Origin of the sequence: Microbacterium hominis (genome assembly GCF_013282805.1) — a bacterium.
Lineage (GTDB): Bacteria > Actinomycetota > Actinomycetes > Actinomycetales > Microbacteriaceae > Microbacterium > Microbacterium hominis_B.
In genome coordinates, this window is sequence record NZ_CP054038.1 from 2,812,097 (window position 1) to 2,831,647 (window position 19,551).

General features: G+C 72.4%; 16 protein-coding genes. 5 read left to right on the forward strand and 11 right to left on the reverse strand.

What is annotated here, in order from left to right:
- Positions 1–216: 216 nt before the first annotated feature.
- From HQM25_RS12755 to HQM25_RS12775, 5 genes are all read right to left on the reverse strand, one after another.
- A complete protein-coding gene (locus HQM25_RS12755; protein ID WP_172990578.1) occupies positions 217–2,031 on the reverse strand; it encodes an ABC transporter ATP-binding protein in 1,815 nt (604 codons plus the stop codon).
- Positions 2,028–3,851 (reverse strand): ABC transporter ATP-binding protein, encoded by a 1,824-nt coding sequence (locus HQM25_RS12760; RefSeq protein ID WP_172990579.1) that lies wholly within the window; start codon positions 3,849–3,851, stop codon positions 2,028–2,030. Before HQM25_RS12760 ends, HQM25_RS12755 begins: the two co-directional genes overlap by 4 nt.
- Before the next feature lie 399 nt (positions 3,852–4,250).
- The gene (locus HQM25_RS12765; RefSeq protein ID WP_172990580.1) at positions 4,251–4,757 is read right to left on the reverse strand and encodes a methylated-DNA--[protein]-cysteine S-methyltransferase; all 507 of its coding nucleotides are present in this window, start codon (positions 4,755–4,757) and stop codon (positions 4,251–4,253) included.
- Positions 4,754–6,385: a DNA-3-methyladenine glycosylase 2 family protein gene (locus tag HQM25_RS12770; protein ID WP_172990581.1), complete on the reverse strand. Its 1,632-nt coding sequence runs from the start codon at positions 6,383–6,385 to the stop codon at positions 4,754–4,756. Before HQM25_RS12770 ends, HQM25_RS12765 begins: the two co-directional genes overlap by 4 nt.
- A gap of 81 nt (positions 6,386–6,466) precedes the next feature.
- A complete protein-coding gene (locus tag HQM25_RS12775; RefSeq protein ID WP_254359331.1) occupies positions 6,467–7,150 on the reverse strand; it encodes a TetR/AcrR family transcriptional regulator in 684 nt (227 codons plus the stop codon).
- A 123-nt stretch (positions 7,151–7,273) separates the two neighbouring features.
- Here HQM25_RS12775 and HQM25_RS12780 point away from each other — a divergent pair, with 123 nt between their 5' ends.
- The 3 genes from HQM25_RS12780 (at position 7,274) to HQM25_RS12790 (ending at position 10,594) form a co-directional block, all read left to right on the forward strand.
- A complete protein-coding gene (locus HQM25_RS12780) occupies positions 7,274–8,287 on the forward strand; it encodes an NAD(P)-dependent alcohol dehydrogenase (protein ID WP_254359333.1) in 1,014 nt (337 codons plus the stop codon).
- A complete protein-coding gene (locus tag HQM25_RS12785) occupies positions 8,284–9,054 on the forward strand; it encodes a DUF4386 domain-containing protein (protein WP_172990583.1) in 771 nt (256 codons plus the stop codon). Before HQM25_RS12780 ends, HQM25_RS12785 begins: the two co-directional genes overlap by 4 nt.
- Before the next feature lie 118 nt (positions 9,055–9,172).
- Positions 9,173–10,594 (forward strand): dihydrolipoyl dehydrogenase family protein, encoded by a 1,422-nt coding sequence (locus tag HQM25_RS12790; RefSeq protein WP_172990584.1) that lies wholly within the window; start codon positions 9,173–9,175, stop codon positions 10,592–10,594.
- A gap of 24 nt (positions 10,595–10,618) precedes the next feature.
- On the opposite strand, the gene purH is transcribed toward HQM25_RS12790, so the two are convergent.
- The 3 genes from purH to HQM25_RS12805 are packed head-to-tail and all read right to left on the reverse strand — an operon-like array spanning position 10,619 to position 14,276.
- Positions 10,619–12,226 carry a bifunctional phosphoribosylaminoimidazolecarboxamide formyltransferase/IMP cyclohydrolase gene (gene purH / locus HQM25_RS12795; protein ID WP_172990585.1) on the reverse strand — a complete coding sequence of 536 codons (1,608 nt, stop codon included), beginning with the start codon at positions 12,224–12,226 and terminating at the stop codon, positions 10,619–10,621.
- Positions 12,227–12,266: 40 nt separating this feature from the next.
- Positions 12,267–12,869, reverse strand: a complete 603-nt coding sequence (gene purN / locus HQM25_RS12800; protein ID WP_172990586.1) for a phosphoribosylglycinamide formyltransferase — start codon at positions 12,867–12,869, stop codon at positions 12,267–12,269.
- 9 nt (positions 12,870–12,878) lie between these two features.
- The gene (locus HQM25_RS12805) at positions 12,879–14,276 is read right to left on the reverse strand and encodes a cell division protein PerM (RefSeq protein WP_172990587.1); all 1,398 of its coding nucleotides are present in this window, start codon (positions 14,274–14,276) and stop codon (positions 12,879–12,881) included.
- 198 nt (positions 14,277–14,474) lie between these two features.
- On the opposite strand from HQM25_RS12805, the gene HQM25_RS12810 reads away from it, so the two are divergent.
- Positions 14,475–15,935, forward strand: coding sequence for an NCS2 family permease (locus HQM25_RS12810; protein ID WP_172990588.1), 1,461 nt, complete (start codon positions 14,475–14,477; stop codon positions 15,933–15,935).
- A 26-nt stretch (positions 15,936–15,961) separates the two neighbouring features.
- On the opposite strand, the gene HQM25_RS12815 is transcribed toward HQM25_RS12810, so the two are convergent.
- The 3 genes from HQM25_RS12815 to sucC form a co-directional block, all read right to left on the reverse strand.
- Positions 15,962–16,402 (reverse strand): nitroreductase family deazaflavin-dependent oxidoreductase, encoded by a 441-nt coding sequence (locus HQM25_RS12815; protein ID WP_172990589.1) that lies wholly within the window; start codon positions 16,400–16,402, stop codon positions 15,962–15,964.
- 128 nt (positions 16,403–16,530) lie between these two features.
- Positions 16,531–17,433, reverse strand: a complete 903-nt coding sequence (gene sucD / locus HQM25_RS12820) for a succinate--CoA ligase subunit alpha (protein ID WP_172990590.1) — start codon at positions 17,431–17,433, stop codon at positions 16,531–16,533.
- Positions 17,434–17,466: 33 nt separating this feature from the next.
- Entirely contained in the window at positions 17,467–18,630 is a 1,164-nt protein-coding gene (gene sucC, locus HQM25_RS12825; protein WP_172990591.1) for an ADP-forming succinate--CoA ligase subunit beta, read from the reverse strand.
- Between the two features lie 166 nt (positions 18,631–18,796).
- Between sucC and HQM25_RS12830 the strand changes: the two genes are divergently transcribed.
- The gene (locus tag HQM25_RS12830; protein WP_172990592.1) at positions 18,797–19,477 is read left to right on the forward strand and encodes a TetR family transcriptional regulator; all 681 of its coding nucleotides are present in this window, start codon (positions 18,797–18,799) and stop codon (positions 19,475–19,477) included.
- The last annotated feature ends 74 nt before the right edge of the window (positions 19,478–19,551 follow it).

A 19,551-nucleotide genomic window follows, 5' to 3' on the forward strand; every position in this document is an offset into this window, starting at 1 on the left:
CTCGCGCCCCGCGCCGCGCGCGCGCCGCGCGCGCCGCGCGCGCGTGCTCCGGAAACCGGATCCACGTACGTTCTCCGGACGCGATCGCCGCTTCGGTCCGGAAACTGCGCGGGCCTCCGGTTTCCGGATCGCGCTGCGGAAGACGACGCGAACGCCGCACGCCGGAGTGGATGCCGCGCCCGGCGCGAGCGCGGGGCGCGGCATCCACTCGCGGCGTCAGACGAGCGATTCCCGCCAGGCGGCGTGGAGCTTGGCGAAGCGCCCGTCGCCGCCGATGAGGTTCTCGGGGGCGTCGTCCTCGATGATGCGGCCGTGCTCCATGACCAGCACCCGGTCGGCGATCGCGACCGTCGACAGGCGGTGGGCGATGATGATCGCGGTGCGGTCGGCGAGCAGGGTCTGCAGCGCGTCCTGGATCTGCCGCTCCGACGGGATGTCCAGCGACGCGGTCGCCTCGTCGAGGATCAGCACCGAGGGGTCGGCCAGGAACGCGCGCGCGAACGAGATGAGCTGGCGCTGACCGGCCGACACGCGTCCGCCGCGCTTGTTGACGTCGGTCCCGTAGCCATCGGGCAGCGCCTCGATGAACTCGTGCGCTCCGACGGCGCGCGCCGCCGCCTGGATCTCCTCGAGCGTCGCGTCGGGCTTTCCGAGCGCGATGTTGTCGGCGACCGTGCCGCTGAACAGGTACGCCTCCTGCGTGACCATGACGATCGCGCGGCGGAGGTCCTTGGGGTGCAGCGAGCGCAGGTCGACGCCGTCGAGAGTCACGCTGCCGTAGGTCGGGTCGTAGAACCGCGACACGAGCTTGGCGAGCGTCGACTTTCCGGCACCGGTGGTGCCGACGAGGGCGATCGTCTGCCCGGCGGGGATGTCGAGCGAGAAATCGGGCAGGATCACCCGGTCGTCGGAGTACCCGAACATCACGTCGTCGAAGCGGATCGCGCCGCGTGCGCTCCACAGGTCGACCGGACGCACCGGGTCGGGAACCGTGGGCTCCTCCTCCAGCACGCCCGACACCTTCTCGAGCGCCGCGGTGGCGGACTGGTACGAGTTCAGGAAGAACGCGACCTCCTGCAGCGGCGAGAAGAAGTTGCGCACGTACAGCACCGCGGCCAGCAGCACGCCGACTTCGATCGCGCCGTCGACCACCCGGATGCCGCCCCACAGCAGCACCAGGGCGACCGAGGTGGATGCCACGGCCATCAGCCCGGGCTCGAACGTGCCGAACAGCTGGATCGAGCGCATGTTCACGTCTCGGTAGTTGCTGGCGAGCCCGCCGAACTCCTCGTCGTTGCGCTTCTCCTTGCGGAACGCCTTGACCGCGCGAACGCCCGTCATCGTCTCGACGAACTTGACGATCACCTGGGCGCTGACCACGCGGGACTCGCGGTACACGACCTGCGAGCGCGTGTAGAACCAGCGCATCAGCAGCATGAGCGGGATGCCCATCACCGCGAGGATCACGCCCGACTCCCAGTCGAGCAGGAGGAGGGCGATGAGGGTGAACCCGCCGTACAGCAGGCCGGAGACGAGCTCGTTCAGGCCGCCGTCGAGCAGCTCGCGGATCGAGTCCAGGTCGCTGGTCTGGCGCGAGATGATGCGACCCGACGTGTACGACTCGTGGAACTCCAGGCTGAGCCGCTGCGTGTGCAGGAAGATGCGCTTGCGCAGGTCGAGCATGATCGCCTGCGTGAGGCGCGCGGCGACCACGACGTACCAGCCGATGAGCCCGGCACCGCCGATCGCGGTGACGAGGTAGACGGCGACGACGCCGATGGTCGGCATCCAATCCATCTCGTCCACGACGGCGGGCAGCGCGTTGTCGATGCCGAACGCGATCAGGGCGGGTCCGGCGACGCGGAACGCCGTCGAGACGACGAGCACGATGCCGGCCAGCCACAGCTGACCGCGCACCGGCGTCACGAGCGAGCCGAGCAGGCGCAGCGAGCGCCGCCGGATCGCGCGGCTCTCGTCGCGGGTGTAGTCGGAGCGGTCTTCGCCGCTGGTTCCGGTGACCGTGGTGCTCACAGGTTCACCTCCCTCTCCCGCAGGCGGGCTTGCTCGACCTCGAGGCTCGAGATCACGTGGCGGTAGTGCGCGCTCTCGCGCAGCAGCTCGGAGTGGGTGCCGACGGCGGTGATGTGACCGGCTTCGAGCAGGGCGACGCGGTCGGCGAGGGTCACCGTCGAGGGGCGGTGGGCGACCACGAGGGCCGTGGTCTCGTGCAGCACCTCGCGCAGCGCGTCTTCGACGAGCGCCTCGGTGTCGACGTCGAGGGCCGACAGCGGATCGTCGAGCACGAGTACGGCGGGCCGGGCGGCGACGGCGCGGGCGAGGGCCAGGCGCTGGCGCTGGCCGCCGGAGAGCGAGAGGCCCTCCTCGCCGATGATCGTGTCGACGCCCTGGGGCAGGTCGTCGACGAACCCCGCCTGGGCGACCCCGAGCGCCTCGCGCAGCACCCGCTCGGCCTCCGGCGACCCGGGCACGAGGTCTTCGCGGCCGAGCAGCACGTTGTCGCGCACGCTCTGCGAGAACAGCGTCGCATCTTCGAAGGCCATGCCCACATGGGTGCGCAGCTCGTGCAGGGTCAGGTCGCGCACGTCGATGCCGTCGAGCGTGACGCGACCGCCGGTCACGTCGTACAGCCGGCCCGGGAGCGTCGTGAGGGTCGTCTTGCCCGAACCGGTCAGCCCGACCAGCGCCATGGTCTCGCCGGGGCGCAGCACGAGGTCGATGCCGTCGAGCAGGTCGCGTTCGGTGGGCGCGGCATCCTGGTAGCGGAAGTGCACGCCCTCGAAAGCGAGCTCGCCGCGCGCGCGGCCGAGCTCGCGGGGCTCCGCCGGATCCTCGATCGTGTTGACCTCGTCGAACACCTCGAAGATGCGGTCGGTCGCGGTGCGCGCGTCGAGCAGGAACGAGAACAGGAAGCCGATCGACTCCATCGGCCATCGCAGCACGGTCGCCATCGCGAAGAAGGCGATGAGCTCGGATGCCTGCAGCTGGCCGACCGCAGTCAGGGCGATGCCCGCACCGAGGCACAGCGCGAACGCGATGTCGGGCAGCAGCACCAGCCAGAACCAGATCCAGCCGATGGCCCGGGCCTTGCTCAGCTCGGTCTCGCGGAGGGTCTCGGCCTGGCGGGTGAACTTCAGGAGCGCGTGCTTGCCGCGTCCGAAGGCCTTGAGCACGCGGATGCCGTGCACGCTCTCCTCGACCGACGTCGCGAGGTCGCCGGCCTGGTCCTGCGACTGGCGGGCCAGGGTGCCGTAGGTCTTCTCGAACCGGTAGCCGGCGTACCACAGCGGAGCGTTGACCAGGAGGAAGATCCCGCCCAGCGCCCAGTGCCACCGGAACAGCAGCCCCATGCCCACGAGGATCGTGAGCACGTTGACGACCAGGAGCACGATGCCGAAGGCCATCCAGCGGCGCAGCATCGAGATGTCCTGCATCATGCGGCTGAGGAGCTGCCCCGACTGCCACCGGTCGTGGAACGCGACCGGGAGGCGCTGCAGGCGCGAGTAGAAGGTCTGACGGATCTCGTACTCGACACCGGTGGCGGGGCCGAGCACGAACCAGCGGCGCAGCCACACCATGAGCGCCTCGGCGAGGCCGAGGGCGAGGATGGCGGCCGCGCCCCAGCCCATGAGCACGAGATCGCCCGAGGCGATCGGCCCGCGAACGATGACTTCGAGCACGAGCGGGATGGACAGGGCGAGCAGGCTCGCCGCCAGGGCGCTGGCGGCGCCGAGGGCGAGGCGGGGCAGGACCGGGCGGGCGAACGGCAGCAGCCGGGCGAGCGCTCGGAAGGTGGACAGTTCGGACCGTGGCGATTCAGCGGTGGTGGTCATGATCCTTGATGGGTCCTCGTGGGGAGGGGTGGTGCGGGCCTGGTGGGCCGGAGAGAACGCGCGCGGCGGCGCGGCGGAGGCTCCGATGGGAGGAACGCTCCGAGTGGCGGCGATATGCCGGGTCGGCCGTGGCCGAGAGCAGAAACGGAGCGGACTTACCCCTGGAAGCGAAGACGCGGCCGCCCGACGGCAGGGAGGACGACCGGGGTCTTCGCGATGTGAGCGACCTGGTACATGGCTTCCTCCTGTGGGCGGCGTGGGGACTGCGCGAGCGCGGCAGCCCTCCAGCATATGCCTGGGATTTGGCTGAATGCAACAGCAAAGGCTTTCCGAGCGGTGTGGGACGCCCGCGCGCGGCGCCGGGACGCGGCGCGGCGCCCGCGCGTGGCGCGGCGCGGGTCAGACGAGCGCCGGCACGCCCGCCTCGCGCGCGAGCAGCCGCTCCTTCACGGCGAGTCCCCACGCGAAGCCGCCCAGGCCACCGCCGGTGCGCAGCACCCGGTGGCACGGCACGAACAGGGCCGGGGCGTTGCGGGCGCAGATGGATGCCGCGGCCCGCACGGCCGACGGAGAGCCGAGCTGCACCGCGAACTCCGCATAGGTCAGCGGATGTCCGGGCTCGATGCGCCGCAGCGCCGCCCAGCCGGCCCGCTGCATCTCGGTGCCGCGCTGCAGAACCGGAACCTCGTCGATCGCGGTGAGATCGCCCTCGTAGTAGGCGGCGACGGCGGGCGCGGCATCCACACTCCCCGGCCGCACGTCGGCGGGACGGTCGGCGGGTCGGAGGCGCGCGAGGATGGCGTCGGGATCGGCGGTCCAGCCTGAGGCGAGCACACGGCGGGCGTCGTCTTCGAGCACGGTGAAGGGTCCGTCGGGGGTGTCGAGGGTCTGGATGGTCGCGATCATGATCGGTCTCCTTCGGGGGGTGTGCAAAACTCCGGTGATCCGGCGGCGGCGCCCGCGGCGGGCCCCGGAACTCCGCGGGTCTTCGCCGCGGCGGCCGCAGGACTTCCGGAGTTCTGCAGGCGGGTCGCCGACGCCGGCCGGGAGGGCGGCGAGGCGTGCCACAGGTGGGCGGTGAGGTAGCTGCGCCACGGGGCCGTCCGCTCGGCCCACGTCGCCAGTCCTTTCGGGTCGGACGGGATGCCGAGCACGGCCGCGCCGGAGCGCACCGCGACATCGCCGGGCAGGGTCACGTCGGGGTCGCCGATCACGCGCATGCGCACGTAGTCGGCCGTCCACGGGCCGATGCCCGGCCGCGCCAGCAGCGCCGCGCGCTGCTCGGCGCCGTCATCGCCGGTGGTGAGCACGAGCGACCCGTCGGCGAGGGCTTCGGCCGCGCCGACGATCGCGGCGATGCGCGCCGCGGGGCCGCGCAGCACCTCGCGCCCGCGCTCGGCGATCGCCGTCATCGTCGGGAAGAGGCGCTCGGCGTCGGGGAACCCCGTCACCGGTTCGCCGAGGGCCGCGGTGAGGGCGGTCAGCGCGGTGCGTGCCGCGGCGACGGTGATCTGCTGGCCGACCATTGCGCGGATGAGCATCTCGTGCGGGTCGGCGGCCCCGGGCACGCGCATCCCCGGCGTGCCCGCGACGGCGCGGGCGAGTTCGGGGTGGGCGGCCAGCGCATCGTCGACGGCGATCGGGTCGGCGTCGAGGTCGAAGAGGCGCCGCACGCGGGTGACGAGCGTCGAGAGGTCGGCCAGCTGGGTCAGCGCGGCCCGCAGGCGCACGCGGCCCTGCGCGTCGAGGCGCACCTCGAACCAGGCGGGGCCGCCGGGCAGGCGCAGCACGCGCGCGAAGGTGGTGCCGGTCGCGACCTCGACGCCGGTGACGGCGCGGGCGCCCATCCAGTCGAACAGGCCGTCGGCGTACAGCGGCCCCCGGTGCGGCAGCACCAGATCGATCGCGCCGGGGCCGGCGGCGTGCCCGCCCGAGAGCGGCCGACGCGCGCGCAGCTCGAGCGGCGTCATGCCGAACACCTCGCGGATCGTGTCGTTGAACTGCCGCACGCTCGCGAACCCCGCCGAGAAGGCGACGTCGGCGGCGGGCAGGTCGGTGCCGACCAGCAGCATGCGCGCGGTCTGGGCGCGGTGCGCGCGGCTGAGCGCCAGCGGTCCCGCGCCGAGCTCGGCGGTGAGGAGGCGGGTGAGGTGGCGCGGCGAGTAGCCGAGACGCCGGGCCAGGCCCGGCACTCCCTCCCGCTCGATCACGCCGTCGGCGATGAGGCGCATCGCGCGACCCGCGGTGTCGCCGCGGAGGTTCCATTGCGGCGAGCCGGGCGCGGCCTCGGGCAGGCACCGCTTGCACGCGCGGTACCCCGCCTCGTGCGCGGCGGCGCTGGTCGGATAGAAGGTGACGTTCGCGGGCTTGGGGGTGCGCGCCGGGCAGCTGGGCCGGCAGTAGATGCCCGTCGAGCGCACGGCGGTCACGAACTGCCCGTCGAACCGGGTGTCGCGCGAGTCGATCGCGCGGTAGCGCTCGTCGAACGACAGCGACGCCACGGACGCGGCGGGCGGTGTCGTCGTCAGGCTCATGCCCCCTAGCCTGTCACGCCGGGGAGGCACCGGCTGGCGGAAATCGGACACCGCCGTGCGCGGCATCCTCCCCTCGCGTCGTCAGGCGACGCCCACGCCGGCGGCCTCGTCGCCAGCCGCCGCCTCGAGGCCGTCGAGCACGAGGTCGAGACCGTACGCGAAGGAATCGCCGAAGCGGTAGTCGGGCCTCATCGCGTGCTCGGTGGTGAAGCGCACGAGATGGGGGTGGCTCTCGGGTGAGAAGCCCTCTGACACCTCGGCCGCCGTCTCGGCCGACCCCTCTCCGCCCTGCACGAGAAGGCTCGCCTCCTGGATCGCGAACCCGTACACGTAGGCGTCGAGCACCGCATAGGCGTGCGCGGTCAACGGCATCGACAGCCCGGCCTCGAGGAAGCACGCGAGCATCGCCTCGTGGTGGCGCAGGGTCGCGGGCCCGGGCGACCGCCGCGATTCGAGCAGGGGCACCGACCAGGGATGCCGCACCAGCACCTCTCGCGCCGACGCGCAGCGGGCGCGCACCGCGTCGCGCCAGGGCCGCGCCGGATCGGGAAGGGCGATCTTCTCGAACACGACATCGACCATGCCGTCGAGCACCTGCTCCTTTCCCTCGACGTAGTGGTACAGCGTCATCGGGCCGACCCCCATCTCCTTGGCGAGGGCGCGGATGGTGAGGGCGTCGATGCCGTCGCGATCGGCGAGGTCGACGGCGGCCGCCATGATGCGCTCGCGGGTGGGCCGGGTGCGCGGCGAGGGAGGTGTCGGCACGGGGTCTCCTTTCGGATCGTCCATCGGGTCTCGACCATCGGGTCTTGACCCATCGTACTAAGTACGAGTACCGTGATGCCAACAGTTCGTACTTAGTACGAGAAACATCCACGGGAGGATGACATGGCCACCACGACCACCACGAAAGGCACCATGCGGGCTCTCGCCCAGCACCGCTACGGCTCCACCGACGCGCTCGCCGTCGAATCCCGGCCGACTCCCGCGCCCGCCGCAGGCCAGGTTCTGCTGCGCGTGCGCGCCGCGGGGGTCGACCGCGGGGTCTGGCACCTCATGACCGGCAGGCCCTACCTCGTGCGTCTGCTCGGCTTCGGGCTGCGCCGCCCGGCCCAGCCCGTGCGCGGGGCCGATGTCGCCGGCACCGTCGTCGCCACCGGCGAGGGCGTCGCGCGCCTCTCCCCCGGCGACGAGGTCTTCGGCATCGCCGACGGCTCGTTCGCGGAGTTCGCGCTCGCCGACGCCGACCGGCTCGCCCTGGCCCCGGATTCACTGGATGCCGCTGAGGCGGCCGTGCTCGCCGTGTCGGGCGTCACCGCCCTGACCGCCGTCGAAGAAGTCGCCGATGTGCAGGCGGGCCAGCGCGTGCTCGTGCTCGGCGGCTCCGGCGGCGTCGGATCGTACGCGGTGCAGTTCGCCGCCGCACGCGGCGCCCACGTCACGGCCGTCGCCAGCGGCGCGAAGGCGGCGTTCGTGCGGAGCCTCGGCGCCGAGCGGGTCATCGACTACCAGGCCGAGGACGTCACGGCGTCGGGCGAGGTGTTCGACGCGATCATCGACACGGGCGGGCGCACGCCGCTGCGGCGCCTGCGCCGCATCCTGGCGCCGACCGGCACGCTCGCGATCGTCGGTGGCGAGGGCGGAGACCCGCTCACGGGCGGGATGCTGCGCCAGATCGGCGCGGCGGTGCTGTCGCTGGTCACCCGCCAGCGTCTCCGCTTCTTCATCGCCCCCGAGCACCACGCGCCGATGGCGCGCGTGGCCGCTCTGGTCGCGGCGGGCCGGGTGCGCCCCACCCTGACCCGGACCTACCCCCTCGACCGCGCGGCCGAGGCGATCGACGACCTCGTGGCGGGCCGCATCTGCGGAAAGGCCGCCGTCGTCATCGAGGAGGAATCGTGAACACGCGTCTGACTGCGCTCGCCGCCGCCGCGGCATCCACTCCCGACGACACCCGGCCCGCGCGCGCGGCCCTGTGGGCGGGAGGCGGGTACGCAGCGATCTTTGTGTGCGCGATGTTCGGCAACTTCGCCGTCGTGCAGCCGGTGCTCGGTGCCGGCGACGCCGACGCCATGGTCACCGCGATCGCCGGGGATCCCGGCCTGTACCGACTGGCCGTGCTCGCGTTCGCCCTGATCTTCGTCGTCGACGTGATCGTCGCGTGGGCGCTCCACGTCGTACTGAGCGGCACCGGCCGGATGCGATCGCTCCTGGCCGCCTGGCTGCGCCTCACCTACACGGTGCTGCTGGGTGCCGGGGTCGCGTTCCTGCACCTGGCCGGACAGCTCGCGACCGGAGGCACCGCGGTCGACGCCGCCGCGGCTGCACCCCTCGTGGTGGTGCTGCTCGAGGCCTTCGACATCACCTGGATCATCGGCCTCCTCGCCTTCGGCGGGCACCTCATGGTCGTCGGCACGATCCTGCTGCGCTCGCGCATCGCGGCGCGCCCCCTCGGAATCGGGCTGATCGTGGCCGGAGCCGCCTACGCGGTCGACACGGTCGCGCACCTGATCGCCTCCGATTACGCCGGCATCGCCGACGTGATGCTGCTGATCGTGGCGATCCCCTCCATCGCGTCCGAACTCGGACTCACCGTGTGGCTGTTCGTCGCGGCGCGGCGGCTGCGTGTCGCCGCGCACGCGTCCGAGCAGGTCGCAACGCGGGTCTGACCCGCGCCTCCCGTGGCCCCGCCGGCGCGCCGCCGGCGGGGCCGTCGGGCGCGCGCACCTCTCCCGCCCGCGCGCAACCCCTGGCCGCGCGCACGCACGCCGCGCTAGCGTGCACCGCATGGGTGCGCAGGAGTACGACGTGATCGTGATCGGGGCCGGTGCGGTGGGCGAGAACGTCGCCGACCGCACGGCGCAGGCGGGACTGTCGACGGTGATCGTCGAGGCGGAGCTCGTCGGCGGCGAGTGCTCGTACTGGGCGTGCATGCCGTCGAAGGCGCTGCTGCGACCGGCATCCGCCCTCCGCGCCGCACGAGCGGTCGACGGCGCCGCCGCGGCGGTGACCGGGGATCTCGACGTGGCGGGCGTGTTCGGCCGGCGCGACGCGATCGTGCACGGATGGGACGACGGCTCCCAGGTGCGCTGGCTCGAGAAGACGGGCATCGATCTGGTGCGCGGCCACGCGCGCTTCACCGGGCCGAAGGCGATCGCGGTGTCCACGGACACGGGCGTGACGCTGCTGCGCGCCCGCCACGCGGTGGCGGTGTGCACCGGGTCGGCGGCGCTGCTGCCCGACATCCCAGGGCTCGCCGGGATCGAGCCGTGGACGAGCCGCGACGCGACCAGCGCGAAGTCCGCCCCCGCCAGCCTCGCCGTGCTGGGCGGGGGCGTGGTGGGCACGGAGCTCGCCACCGCCTACGCCGGGTTCGGCACGAAGGTCACGGTGATCGCGCGGTCGGGACTCCTCCGCGGCCTCGAGCCGTTCGCCGGCGAGATGGTGGATGCCTCGCTGCGCGCCCTCGGGGTGACGGTGCGCGCCGGGGTGGAGGTGTCCGAGGCGCACCGCACCGAGAAGAACGCGGTGCTCGCCCTGAGCGACGGCGGCCGCGTCGTGGCGGAGCAGGTTCTCGTGGCGACCGGGCGCGTGCCCCGCACGATGGACCTCGCTCTGGAGGCGATCTCGCAGCCCCCCGGGGAGTGGCTCGAGGTCGACGACACGCTGCGGGTCGCCGGCACGGACTGGCTGTACGCAGTGGGCGATGTGAACCACCGCGCCCTGTTCACGCATCAGGGCAAGTACCAGGCCCGCGCAGCCGGCGACGCGATCGCCGCGCGTGCCCGCGGGAGCCGGGTCGACGACCGCCCCTGGGGCGCGCACGTCGCCACGGCCGACCACGACGCGGTGCCGCAGGTCGTCTTCACCGAACCGGAGATCGCGTCTGTCGGCTTCACTGCGGACTCCGCGCAGAAGGCGGGCAGGCGTGTGCGCGTGCTCGACTACGACCTGGCATGGCTCGCCGGCGCGACGACGCACGCCGACCGGTACGAGGGGCGGGCGCGGGCGATCGTCGACGAGGACCGCGGCACGCTCATCGGCGCGACCTTCGCCGGACCCGACGTCGCCGAGCTCCTGCACGCCGCGACCGTGGCGATCGTCGGCGAGGTGCCGATCGACCGCCTCTGGCACGCGGTGCCGCCCTACCCCACCGTCAGCGAGGTGTGGTTGCGCTGGCTGGAGGAGTACGGTCGTCCGGCGGCCTGACCGTGGACACCGCCCGTCCCGCGCTCAGTGGAAGAAGTGGCGCTCGCCGGTGAAGAACATCGTCACGCCGGCTTCGCGGGCGGCATCCACGACCTCCTGGTCGCGCACCGACCCGCCCGGCTGCACGATCGTCTTGATGCCGGCGTCGATGAGCACCTGGGGACCGTCGGCGAAGGGGAAGAAGGCGTCGGATGCCGCGACCGAGCCGGCCGCGCGGTCGCCTGCGCGCTCGACCGCCAGGCGGCACGAGTCGACCCGGTTGACCTGGCCCATGCCGATGCCGACCGTCGCCGAGCCCTTGGCGAGCACGATGGCGTTCGACTTCACGGCGCGGCACGACTTCCACGCGAAGATGAGGTTCGTCATCTCCTCGTCGGTCGGACGCTCGCCCGAGACCAGCTCCCAGTTCTTCGCGACGGACTCGATGTCGTCGGGGAAGCGGTCGGCATCCTGCAGGAGCAGACCGCCCGAGACGAGGCGCACGTCCATGCGCTCCTGCTTCCAGTCCTCGGGCAGGCGCAGCACGCGCAGGTTCTTCTTGAGCTTGAAGACCTCGAGCGCCTCGGGCTCGAAGTCGGGCGCGACGATGACCTCGGTGAAGATGTCGCGCAGGTTCTCGGCCATCTTGAGGGTGACCGTGCGGTTGGCGGCGATCACCCCGCCGAACGCCGACACCGGGTCGCACTCGTGCGCGCGCAGGTGGGCGCTGGCGATCGGGTCGAGCGCCTGCGGAGCGGTGACCGCGATGCCGCACGGGTTCGCGTGCTTGATGATCGCGACGGCCGGCTTGACCATGTCGAATGCGGCGCGCAGGGCGGCGTCGGCGTCGACGTAGTTGTTGTACGACATCTCCTTGCCCTGCAGCTGCGTGGCCTGGGCGATGCCGTGGCCGCCGATGCGCGAGTAGATCGCGGCGCGCTGGTGCGAGTTCTCGCCGTAGCGCAGGGTCTCGAGGCGCTCGGCCTTGATCGTGAGGTGCTGGGGCAGGTCGCCCTCGTCGACGAGGGTCTCCTCGGCGAACCACGTGGCGACCGCCCGGTCGTACTCGGCGGTGTGCGCGAACGCGCGTGCGGCGAGGTCGCGGCGCTGGGCGAGGGAGGTGCCGCCCTGGCGGACCGACTCGATGATGGCAGGGTACGACTCGGGCGAGACGACGATCGCCACGTTCGCGAAGTTCTTCGCCGAGGCGCGCACCATCGCCGGACCGCCGATGTCGATCTGCTCGACCACGGCGTCGCCGGTCGCCCCCGAGCGGACGGTCTCCACGAACGGGTAGAGGTTGACCACGACGAGCTCGAAGGGCTGGATGCCCAGCTCCGCCAGCTGCGACTCGTGGTCCTCCAGGCGCAGGTCGGCGAGCAGGCCGGCGTGCACACCGGGGTGGAGGGTCTTCACGCGACCGCCCAGCGACTCGGGGAATCCGGTCACCGAGGCCACGTCGGTCACCGTGTGCCCGGCGTCGCGGATGGTGGCCGCCGTCGAGCCGGTCGAGACGATCTCGACGCCTGCCTCCGCGAGCGCGCCCGCCAGCGCCAGCAGGCCGGTCTTGTCGCTCACCGACACGAGAGCGCGGCGCACGGGTACCACGTCGCGGTCACGGTAGAGGGCGGGGTCGATGCGGGGTCCGGCCATGCGGTTCTCCTCAGAGGTTCGGGATGCCGTTCGGGCGGCGTCAGGAAGCGGGGGCGGCCGCCGCGGCGGCCAGGTCGAGTTCGCCGTCGGCGATGCGGCGCACCACGTCGATGAGCAGTCTGCGCTCGACGGGCTTGATGCGCTCGTGGAGGGTGTGCTGGTCGTCGCCGGGCAGCACCGGCACGCGCTCCTGCGCGAGGATCGGGCCGGTGTCCACGCCGTTGTCGACCACGATGACGCTCGCCCCGGTCTGGGCGACTCCGGCGATCAGCGCGTCGCGCACGCCGTGGGCGCCGGGGAACTCCGGCAGGTACGCCGGGTGCGTGTTGATGATGCGCGGCGCCCACTCCTCGACGAGCGCGCTCGGCAGCAGGCGCATGAGTCCGCTCAGCACGACGAGGTCGGGCTTCCAGATCGCCAGCTGCGCCGAGACCTCCGCACCCCACGCCTCGCGCGAGTCGAACTGGCCGAACGGCACGAGGAAGGTCGGGATGCCGAAATCCTCGGCGTGCGCGACGCCGTCGGCTTCACGATCGGCGCCGACGACGACGATGCGGGCGGGGAAGGCGGGGTCAGCCGCAGCCTCGAGGAGCGCGCGCATGTTGGAGCCCGCGCCGGAGATGAGGACGGCGACCGTGAGCACCCGGCAAGTCTACCCGCGGCCTCCGGCGCTGTTGTCCGGTTCTCCGGCGGAGGTTCCGGGGCCGCGCAGGAGGTCGAGATCGTCGTCGAGAGGCACGGTGTCGTCATCGCCGGACGGACCGGCCGGCACGGGCACGGGCGCGGGAACGGGGTCCGCGGCCGGCACGGGCACGGGCGCGGCATCCCGGGGGGACGCATCGTCGGCGCGGGCCGCGTCCGCACGCGCGGCGTCGATCCAGGAGGCCGCTCCCGTCTCGGGCCCCGGCTCCGGATCCCCCGTCGCCCGGCCGCGCGGCGACAGCAGCAGGATCGCCGCCCCCAGCCCCACCTCGAGGCCGACCGCGAGGCCCACCGGTCCCGGCTCGGGACCCACCGTCGCGAGGCTCCCGGGGCCGGCCGACCCCGAGGCGACGACGGCCAGCAGCGCGGCCGCGGCCGCGGAGAGCACCGCGATGCCCCCGACGATCGCGAGGCGTGCGCCCATCGGCTCGTGCTCGGGGCGACGGCCCGCGGCATCCACTTCATGGGCGAGCACCCGCGAGCGGGTGATCCAGCCGGCCAGCACGCCCGCCGCCACCGGGGCCAGCGCGAGCAGCAGCAGCCACGGGCTGCTCGTCTCGGGCACGGCTCCGAGGATCGGGATGCCGGGCACCACGCCCACCTGGGTGCCGGCGCCCGACACCGCGGCACCCTCGCCGAGCGCGAAGCCGGGCCCGGCGATGTAGGCCACACCCCAGATCACGAGCGTCGGAAGGTAGGCGAACTGGGCGAGGGTGATCACCGTCGCGCCGAGCGCGTCGACGTGACCGGCCTGGAACAGCGCGATGATCTCCCCCGCGCCGGCGGCGACGGCCACCGTCAGCGCGAGCGCGCCGGCGGCGACGAGGCCCGCCACGGCCGCCGCGGAGCCCCGCGCGATGAGCGCCGGCACGTGCCCCCACCCGAGCGGATGGCGCTCGACCCGGTCGCGCAGACGAGCGACGGCCCCCGCGCCCGCTTCGGCCCACTCGGTGGCGACCGCCGCGGCGACCGCCGGCACGGCGTAGACGATCGTGGGGAACAGCACCGCCTGCCACAGCGCAACAGCTGCGGCGTCTGCGGCCGTCGTCAGGGCGATCCCGGTCGACAGCGCGGCCACGACGATCGTGCCGGTGACGACGCCGGTGACCCACGCCTCCGCGCGCGAGGCGCGCACGCCCGAGCGGGCGGCGAACACCGCCGTGAAGGCGGCGAAGGCGAGCGGGGCGAGCGAGAGGGTGAACGAGGCTGCCTGGGGATCGACCCCCGACACGGCGAGGTAGTCGCCGGTGAGGGTCACCGCCACCGGCGCGAGATGGCCGAACTGCCAGATGACGCCGGTCGCCGGCCACAGCGCCGCCCAGTCGGCGGTGCCGCCGAAGCCGACCACCCACAGCAGCGTCAGGGGGCGAGGATGGCCGCGACACCGACGGCCACCGCGATGGCGGCGTCGATGAGCGACAGGAGTGCGACAGTCAGGCGATGCATGCGCCATCGACCCTACCCGCGAGCGGGCGGCTCGCCCGGGTGGAACGCGCGATGGCTCCCGGTTCGGCGCGGGCGCTACCTTCTTCTGTGGGAGGTCCGCATGACCAGCACACCGTCGACCACGTCGACCGACGCCCCACCCCCTGCGCCGCGCAACGGGTTCGACCGGTTCTTCGAGATCACCGCGCGCGGCTCGAACCCGACCACCGAGGTGCGCGGGGGCATCGTCACGTTCGTGACGATGGCCTACATCGTGATCCTGAACCCGATCATCCTCTCGGGCGGGGTCGACATCGACGGCAACACCCTCCCGTTCACGCAGGTCGCCGCCGCGACCGCGCTGACGGCCGGTGTGATGACGGTGCTGTTCGGCCTGGTCACGCGCCTGCCGTTCGCGTTCGCCGCAGGCCTGGGCATCAACTCGTTCCTCGCCGTCGCCGTGGTCGGCCAGGTCACCTGGCCCGAGGCCATGGGGCTGGTGGTGGTGAACGGCGTGATCATCGTGGTGCTCGCCGCCACCGGCATCCGTCGCATGATCTTCGACGCGGTGCCGATCCAGCTGAAGATCGCGATCACCGTGGGCATCGGCCTGTTCATCGCGTTCATCGGCTTCGTCGATGCCGGCTTCGTCACCGCGACCGGGTTCGCCTCTCCCCCGGTGCAGCTGGGCGTCGACGGCTCGATCGCGACGATCCCCTCGCTCATCTTCGTCGTGACCCTCCTGCTGACGGGCGTGCTCGTGGCCCGGCGGGTCAAGGGCGGCATCCTCATCGGGCTGGTCGGCGGCGCCGTGATCGCCGTGATCGTCGAGGCGCTCCTCGATCTCGGTGCGGCGGCCGACGGCAATCCGGGCGGGTGGGGCCTGTCGGTTCCCGAGATCCCCACCACGCTCGTGAGCCTGCCCGACCTCTCGCTCGTGGGTCAGATCTCGTTCGGATCGTTCGAGCGCATCGGGGTCGTCGCGGCCCTGGGCCTGGTGTTCACCCTGGTGTTCACGAACTTCTTCGACGCCATGGGCACCATGACGGGGCTCTCGGAGGAGGCGGGCCTGGCCGACAGGAAGGGCGATTTCCCCCGCATCCGCTCGGCGCTCATCGTCGAGGGCGTCGGCGCGATCGCCGGCGGACTCACCTCGAGCTCGTCCAACACCGTCTTCGTCGAGTCCGGCTCCGGCATCGGCGAGGGGGCTCGCACCGGCTTTGCGAACGTGGTCACCGGCGCGCTGTTCCTGCTGGCGATGTTCTTCACGCCGCTCGTCTCGATCGTGCCCACCGAGGTCGCCGGGGCGGCGCTGGTGATCGTCGGCGCGCTCATGATGTCGCAGATCAAGAACATCGACCTGTCCGACTTCTCGGTGCTGCTGCCGGTCTTCCTCACCGTCACGGTGATGCCGCTGACCTACTCGATCGCCAACGGCATCGGCGCGGGCTTCATCGCGTGGGTCATCGTGCGGGCCCTGTCGGGCAAGGCGCGCGAGATCAGCCCCCTGCTGTGGATCGTCGCGGGCGGCTTCGTGCTGTTCTTCGCCCGCGGCCCCATCGACGCCGCGCTCGGGATCTGAGCCCCACCCGTCTCGGGGCCGGCCCGCTACTCGGTGGGCTCTTCGAGCACGAACAGCGCGATCTGGCGGTCGGTCTTCTCCTGGTACGCGTTGTAGTCGGGCCACACCGCGGCGGCGCGCTCCCACCACGGGGCGCGCTCGGCACCCGAGAGCTCGCGCGCGATGTAGCCGCGCTTGACCGATCCGTCCTGCAGCTCCACCTCGGGGTGACGGCGCATGTTCTCGGCCCACCGCGGCTCGTCGGGCGCGCCGCCCTTGGAGGCGACGACGACGTAGCTGCCCTCGTGCTCGACGCGCATGAGCGCGGTCTTGCGCAGGGCTCCGGTGTGCGAGCCGACGGTGGTCAGCACGATGATCGGCACCCCGCGCAGGGTGTTGGCCTCGGTCCCTCCCGACGCCTCGAACTTCTCGGCCTGGGTGCGGGCCCACTCGGACGTGGACGGCTTGTACTCTCCGGTCAGCGGCATGCGCTCCAGCCTACGGCCGCCCGGACGCCCCGGCTCCGCCGCCGCACCGTGCCCCCGCGCCGCGCGCGGAACGACAGAGGGGTGGATGCCGCGACCCGCGGCATCCACCCCTCTGTCAGGGCGTCGCGTCAGAGCGACTGAAGCAGCTCGCGCATGAGCGCAGCGGTCTCGGAAGGCGTCTTGCCGACCTTGACGCCGGCGGCCTCGAGGGCCTCCTTCTTGGCTTGGGCGGTGCCCGCCGAGCCCGACACGATGGCGCCGGCGTGGCCCATCGTCTTGCCCTCGGGGGCGGTGAAGCCGGCGACGTAGCCGACGACCGGCTTGGTCACGTTGGCCTTGATGAAGTCGGCCGCGCGCTCCTCGGCGTCGCCGCCGATCTCGCCGATCATCACGATCGCCTTGGTCTCGGGGTCGGCCTCGAACGCGGCGAGCGCGTCGATGTGCGTGGTGCCGATGATCGGGTCGCCGCCGATGCCGATGGCGGTGGAGAAGCCGAAGTCGCGCAGCTCGTACATCATCTGGTAGGTCAGGGTGCCCGACTTCGACACGAGGCCGATCGGGCCCTTGCCGGTGATGTTGGCCGGCGTGATGCCGACGAGCGCCTCACCGGGGCTGATGATGCCGGGGCAGTTCGGGCCGATGATGCGGGTCTTGCCGCCCTTGTCCTTGGCGTGGGCCCAGAACTCGGCCGAGTCCTGCACGGGCACGCCCTCGGTGATGATGACCAGCAGCGGGATCTCGGCGTCGATGGCCTCGATCACGGCGTCCTTGGTGAACGCCGGCGGCACGAACGCGATCGAGACGTCGGCGCCGGTGGCGGCCATCGCCTCGCTCACGGAGGCGAAGACGGGCAGCTCGATGTCGGCGCCCGAGGCGTCCTTGTGCAGCACCGTGGTGCCGGCCTTGCGGGCGTTCACGCCGCCCACGACCTGGGTGCCCGCCGCGAGCATGCGCGCGGTGTGCTTGGTGCCCTCGCCGCCGGTGATGCCCTGGACGATGACCTTGGAGTCCTTGTTGAGGAAGATTGTCATTGTTTTTCTTTCGGTCCCTGAGGCTGTCGCGGGTCAGGCGTTCGCGAGCTCGGCGGCCTTGTCGGCGCCCTGGTCCATGTTCTCGGCGAGGGTGACGAGCGGGTGCGCCGCCTCCTCGAGGATGCGGCGGCCTTCGGCCACGTTGTTGCCGTCCAGGCGCACGACCAGCGGCTTGTCGGCCGACTTGCCGAGCTCGGCGAGCGCGCCGACGATGCCCTTCGCGACCTGGTCGCACGCGGTGATGCCGCCGAAGACGTTCACGAACACCGACTTGACCTGCGGGTCGCCGAGGATGATGCCCAGGCCGTTGGCCATGACCTCGGCCGAGGCGCCTCCGCCGATGTCGAGGAAGTTGGCGGGCTTGACGCCGCCGTGGTTCTCGCCGGCGTAGGCGACGACGTCGAGGGTCGACATGACCAGGCCCGCGCCATTGCCGATGATGCCGACTTCGCCGTCGAGCTTGACGTAGTTGAGGTCGAGCTCCTTGGCCTTCGACTCGAGCGGGTCGGCCGCGGCCTTGTCCTCGAGCAGCGCGTGGCCGGCGTGGCGGAACTCGGCGTTCTCGTCGAGCGAGACCTTGCCGTCGAGGGCGATGACGTCGCCCTCCTCGGTGAGCACGAGCGGGTTCACCTCGACCAGCGTGGCGTCCTCGCGCTTGTAGACGTCGTACAGCTTCACGAAGACGTCGGCGACCTTCTCGACGAGCTCCTCGGGGAAGTTCGCGGCCTTCGCGATCTCGACGGCCTTCGCCTGGTCGATGCCGGCGGCGGGGTCCACCTCGATGCGGGCGAGGGCCTCGGGCTTCTCGACGGCGAGCTGCTCGATCTCCATGCCGCCCTCGACGCTGGTCAGCGACAGGTAGGAGCGGTTGGCGCGGTCCAGCAGCACCGAGAAGTAGAACTCCTGGGCGATGCGGGCGCCCTGGGCGACCATCACGCGCTTGACGACGTGACCCTTGATGTCCAGGCCCAGGATGGCCTGCGCGGCCTCGTAGGCTTCATCGGGGTTCTTGGCGACCTTCACACCGCCGGCCTTGCCGCGACCGCCGGTCTTGACCTGGGCCTTGACGACGACGACTCCGCCGATCTTCTCGGCAGCGGCACGCACCTCCTCCGCGGTGTCGGCGACGATGCCGGCGAGAACCGGCACCTCGTACTTCTCGAAAAGGTCTCGTGCCTGGTACTCGTACAGATCCACAGTGCATTCCTTCGCAGGTGGCGAATGGGGTGGGATGACGCGAAAAGCGTCTCGACGTCGAGATATCGACCGAGTCCCCAGCCTACTACCGCACCGAGGGCGGCTCTGACCGCATTGCACCGGCACGGCACGCCGCGGCATCCCTCGGACTAGGCTCTGTCGTGAGATGAGCGACGCCGCCCCCACCGTTCCCGCCGCCCGCCACGCCGTCGTCGCGGCGGCCCTCGATCTGTTCGCCGCCCAGGGCTTCGACCAGACCTCCGTCGACCAGATCGCGCAGGCCGCCGGTGTCTCGCGCTCGACCTTCTTCCGCCAGTTCGGCGGCAAGGACGACGTGGTCTTCACCGACCACGAGCTGCTGCTCGACGAGCTGCGCGGCTTCCTCGCCCAGCCGCACCCCGACCCGTGGGAGGCGGTGTGCCAGGCCTCGGTGCGGGTGTTCACGCACTTCGCGGCCGACCCGGAGCTGGCCCGGCGCCGCTACGCGGTCGTGCGGGAGGTGCCCGCCCTGCGCGAGCGCGAGATCGTCACCGTGTTCCGGTACGAGCGGCTGTTCGACGAGTACCTGCGCGAGGCGCTGCCGGGGATCGACCCGGTGGATGCGGTGGGCTTCGCCGCCCTCGTGACCGCCGTGCACAACCACGTGCTGCGCCAGCTGCTGCGCGGCCCCAAGCGCGTGCCGGCCACGGTGCTGCGCCGAGCCCTCGACGACGTGCTGCGCCGGTTCGGCGTCGGGCCGGCGGCCGAGCGCGAGCCCGCCGACGACGACGTCGTGGTGGCGGTCTTCCCGCGCTCGATGCCGACAGCCGAGATGGCTCGCCGCGTGCGCGAGCGTCTCGACGGCTGAGCCCGCCCGGCCCGGGCCCCGCTCGGCCCGCGCGGGGCGTGCCCTTGTGGCGACCCGCGCGTGGGGCCACGATG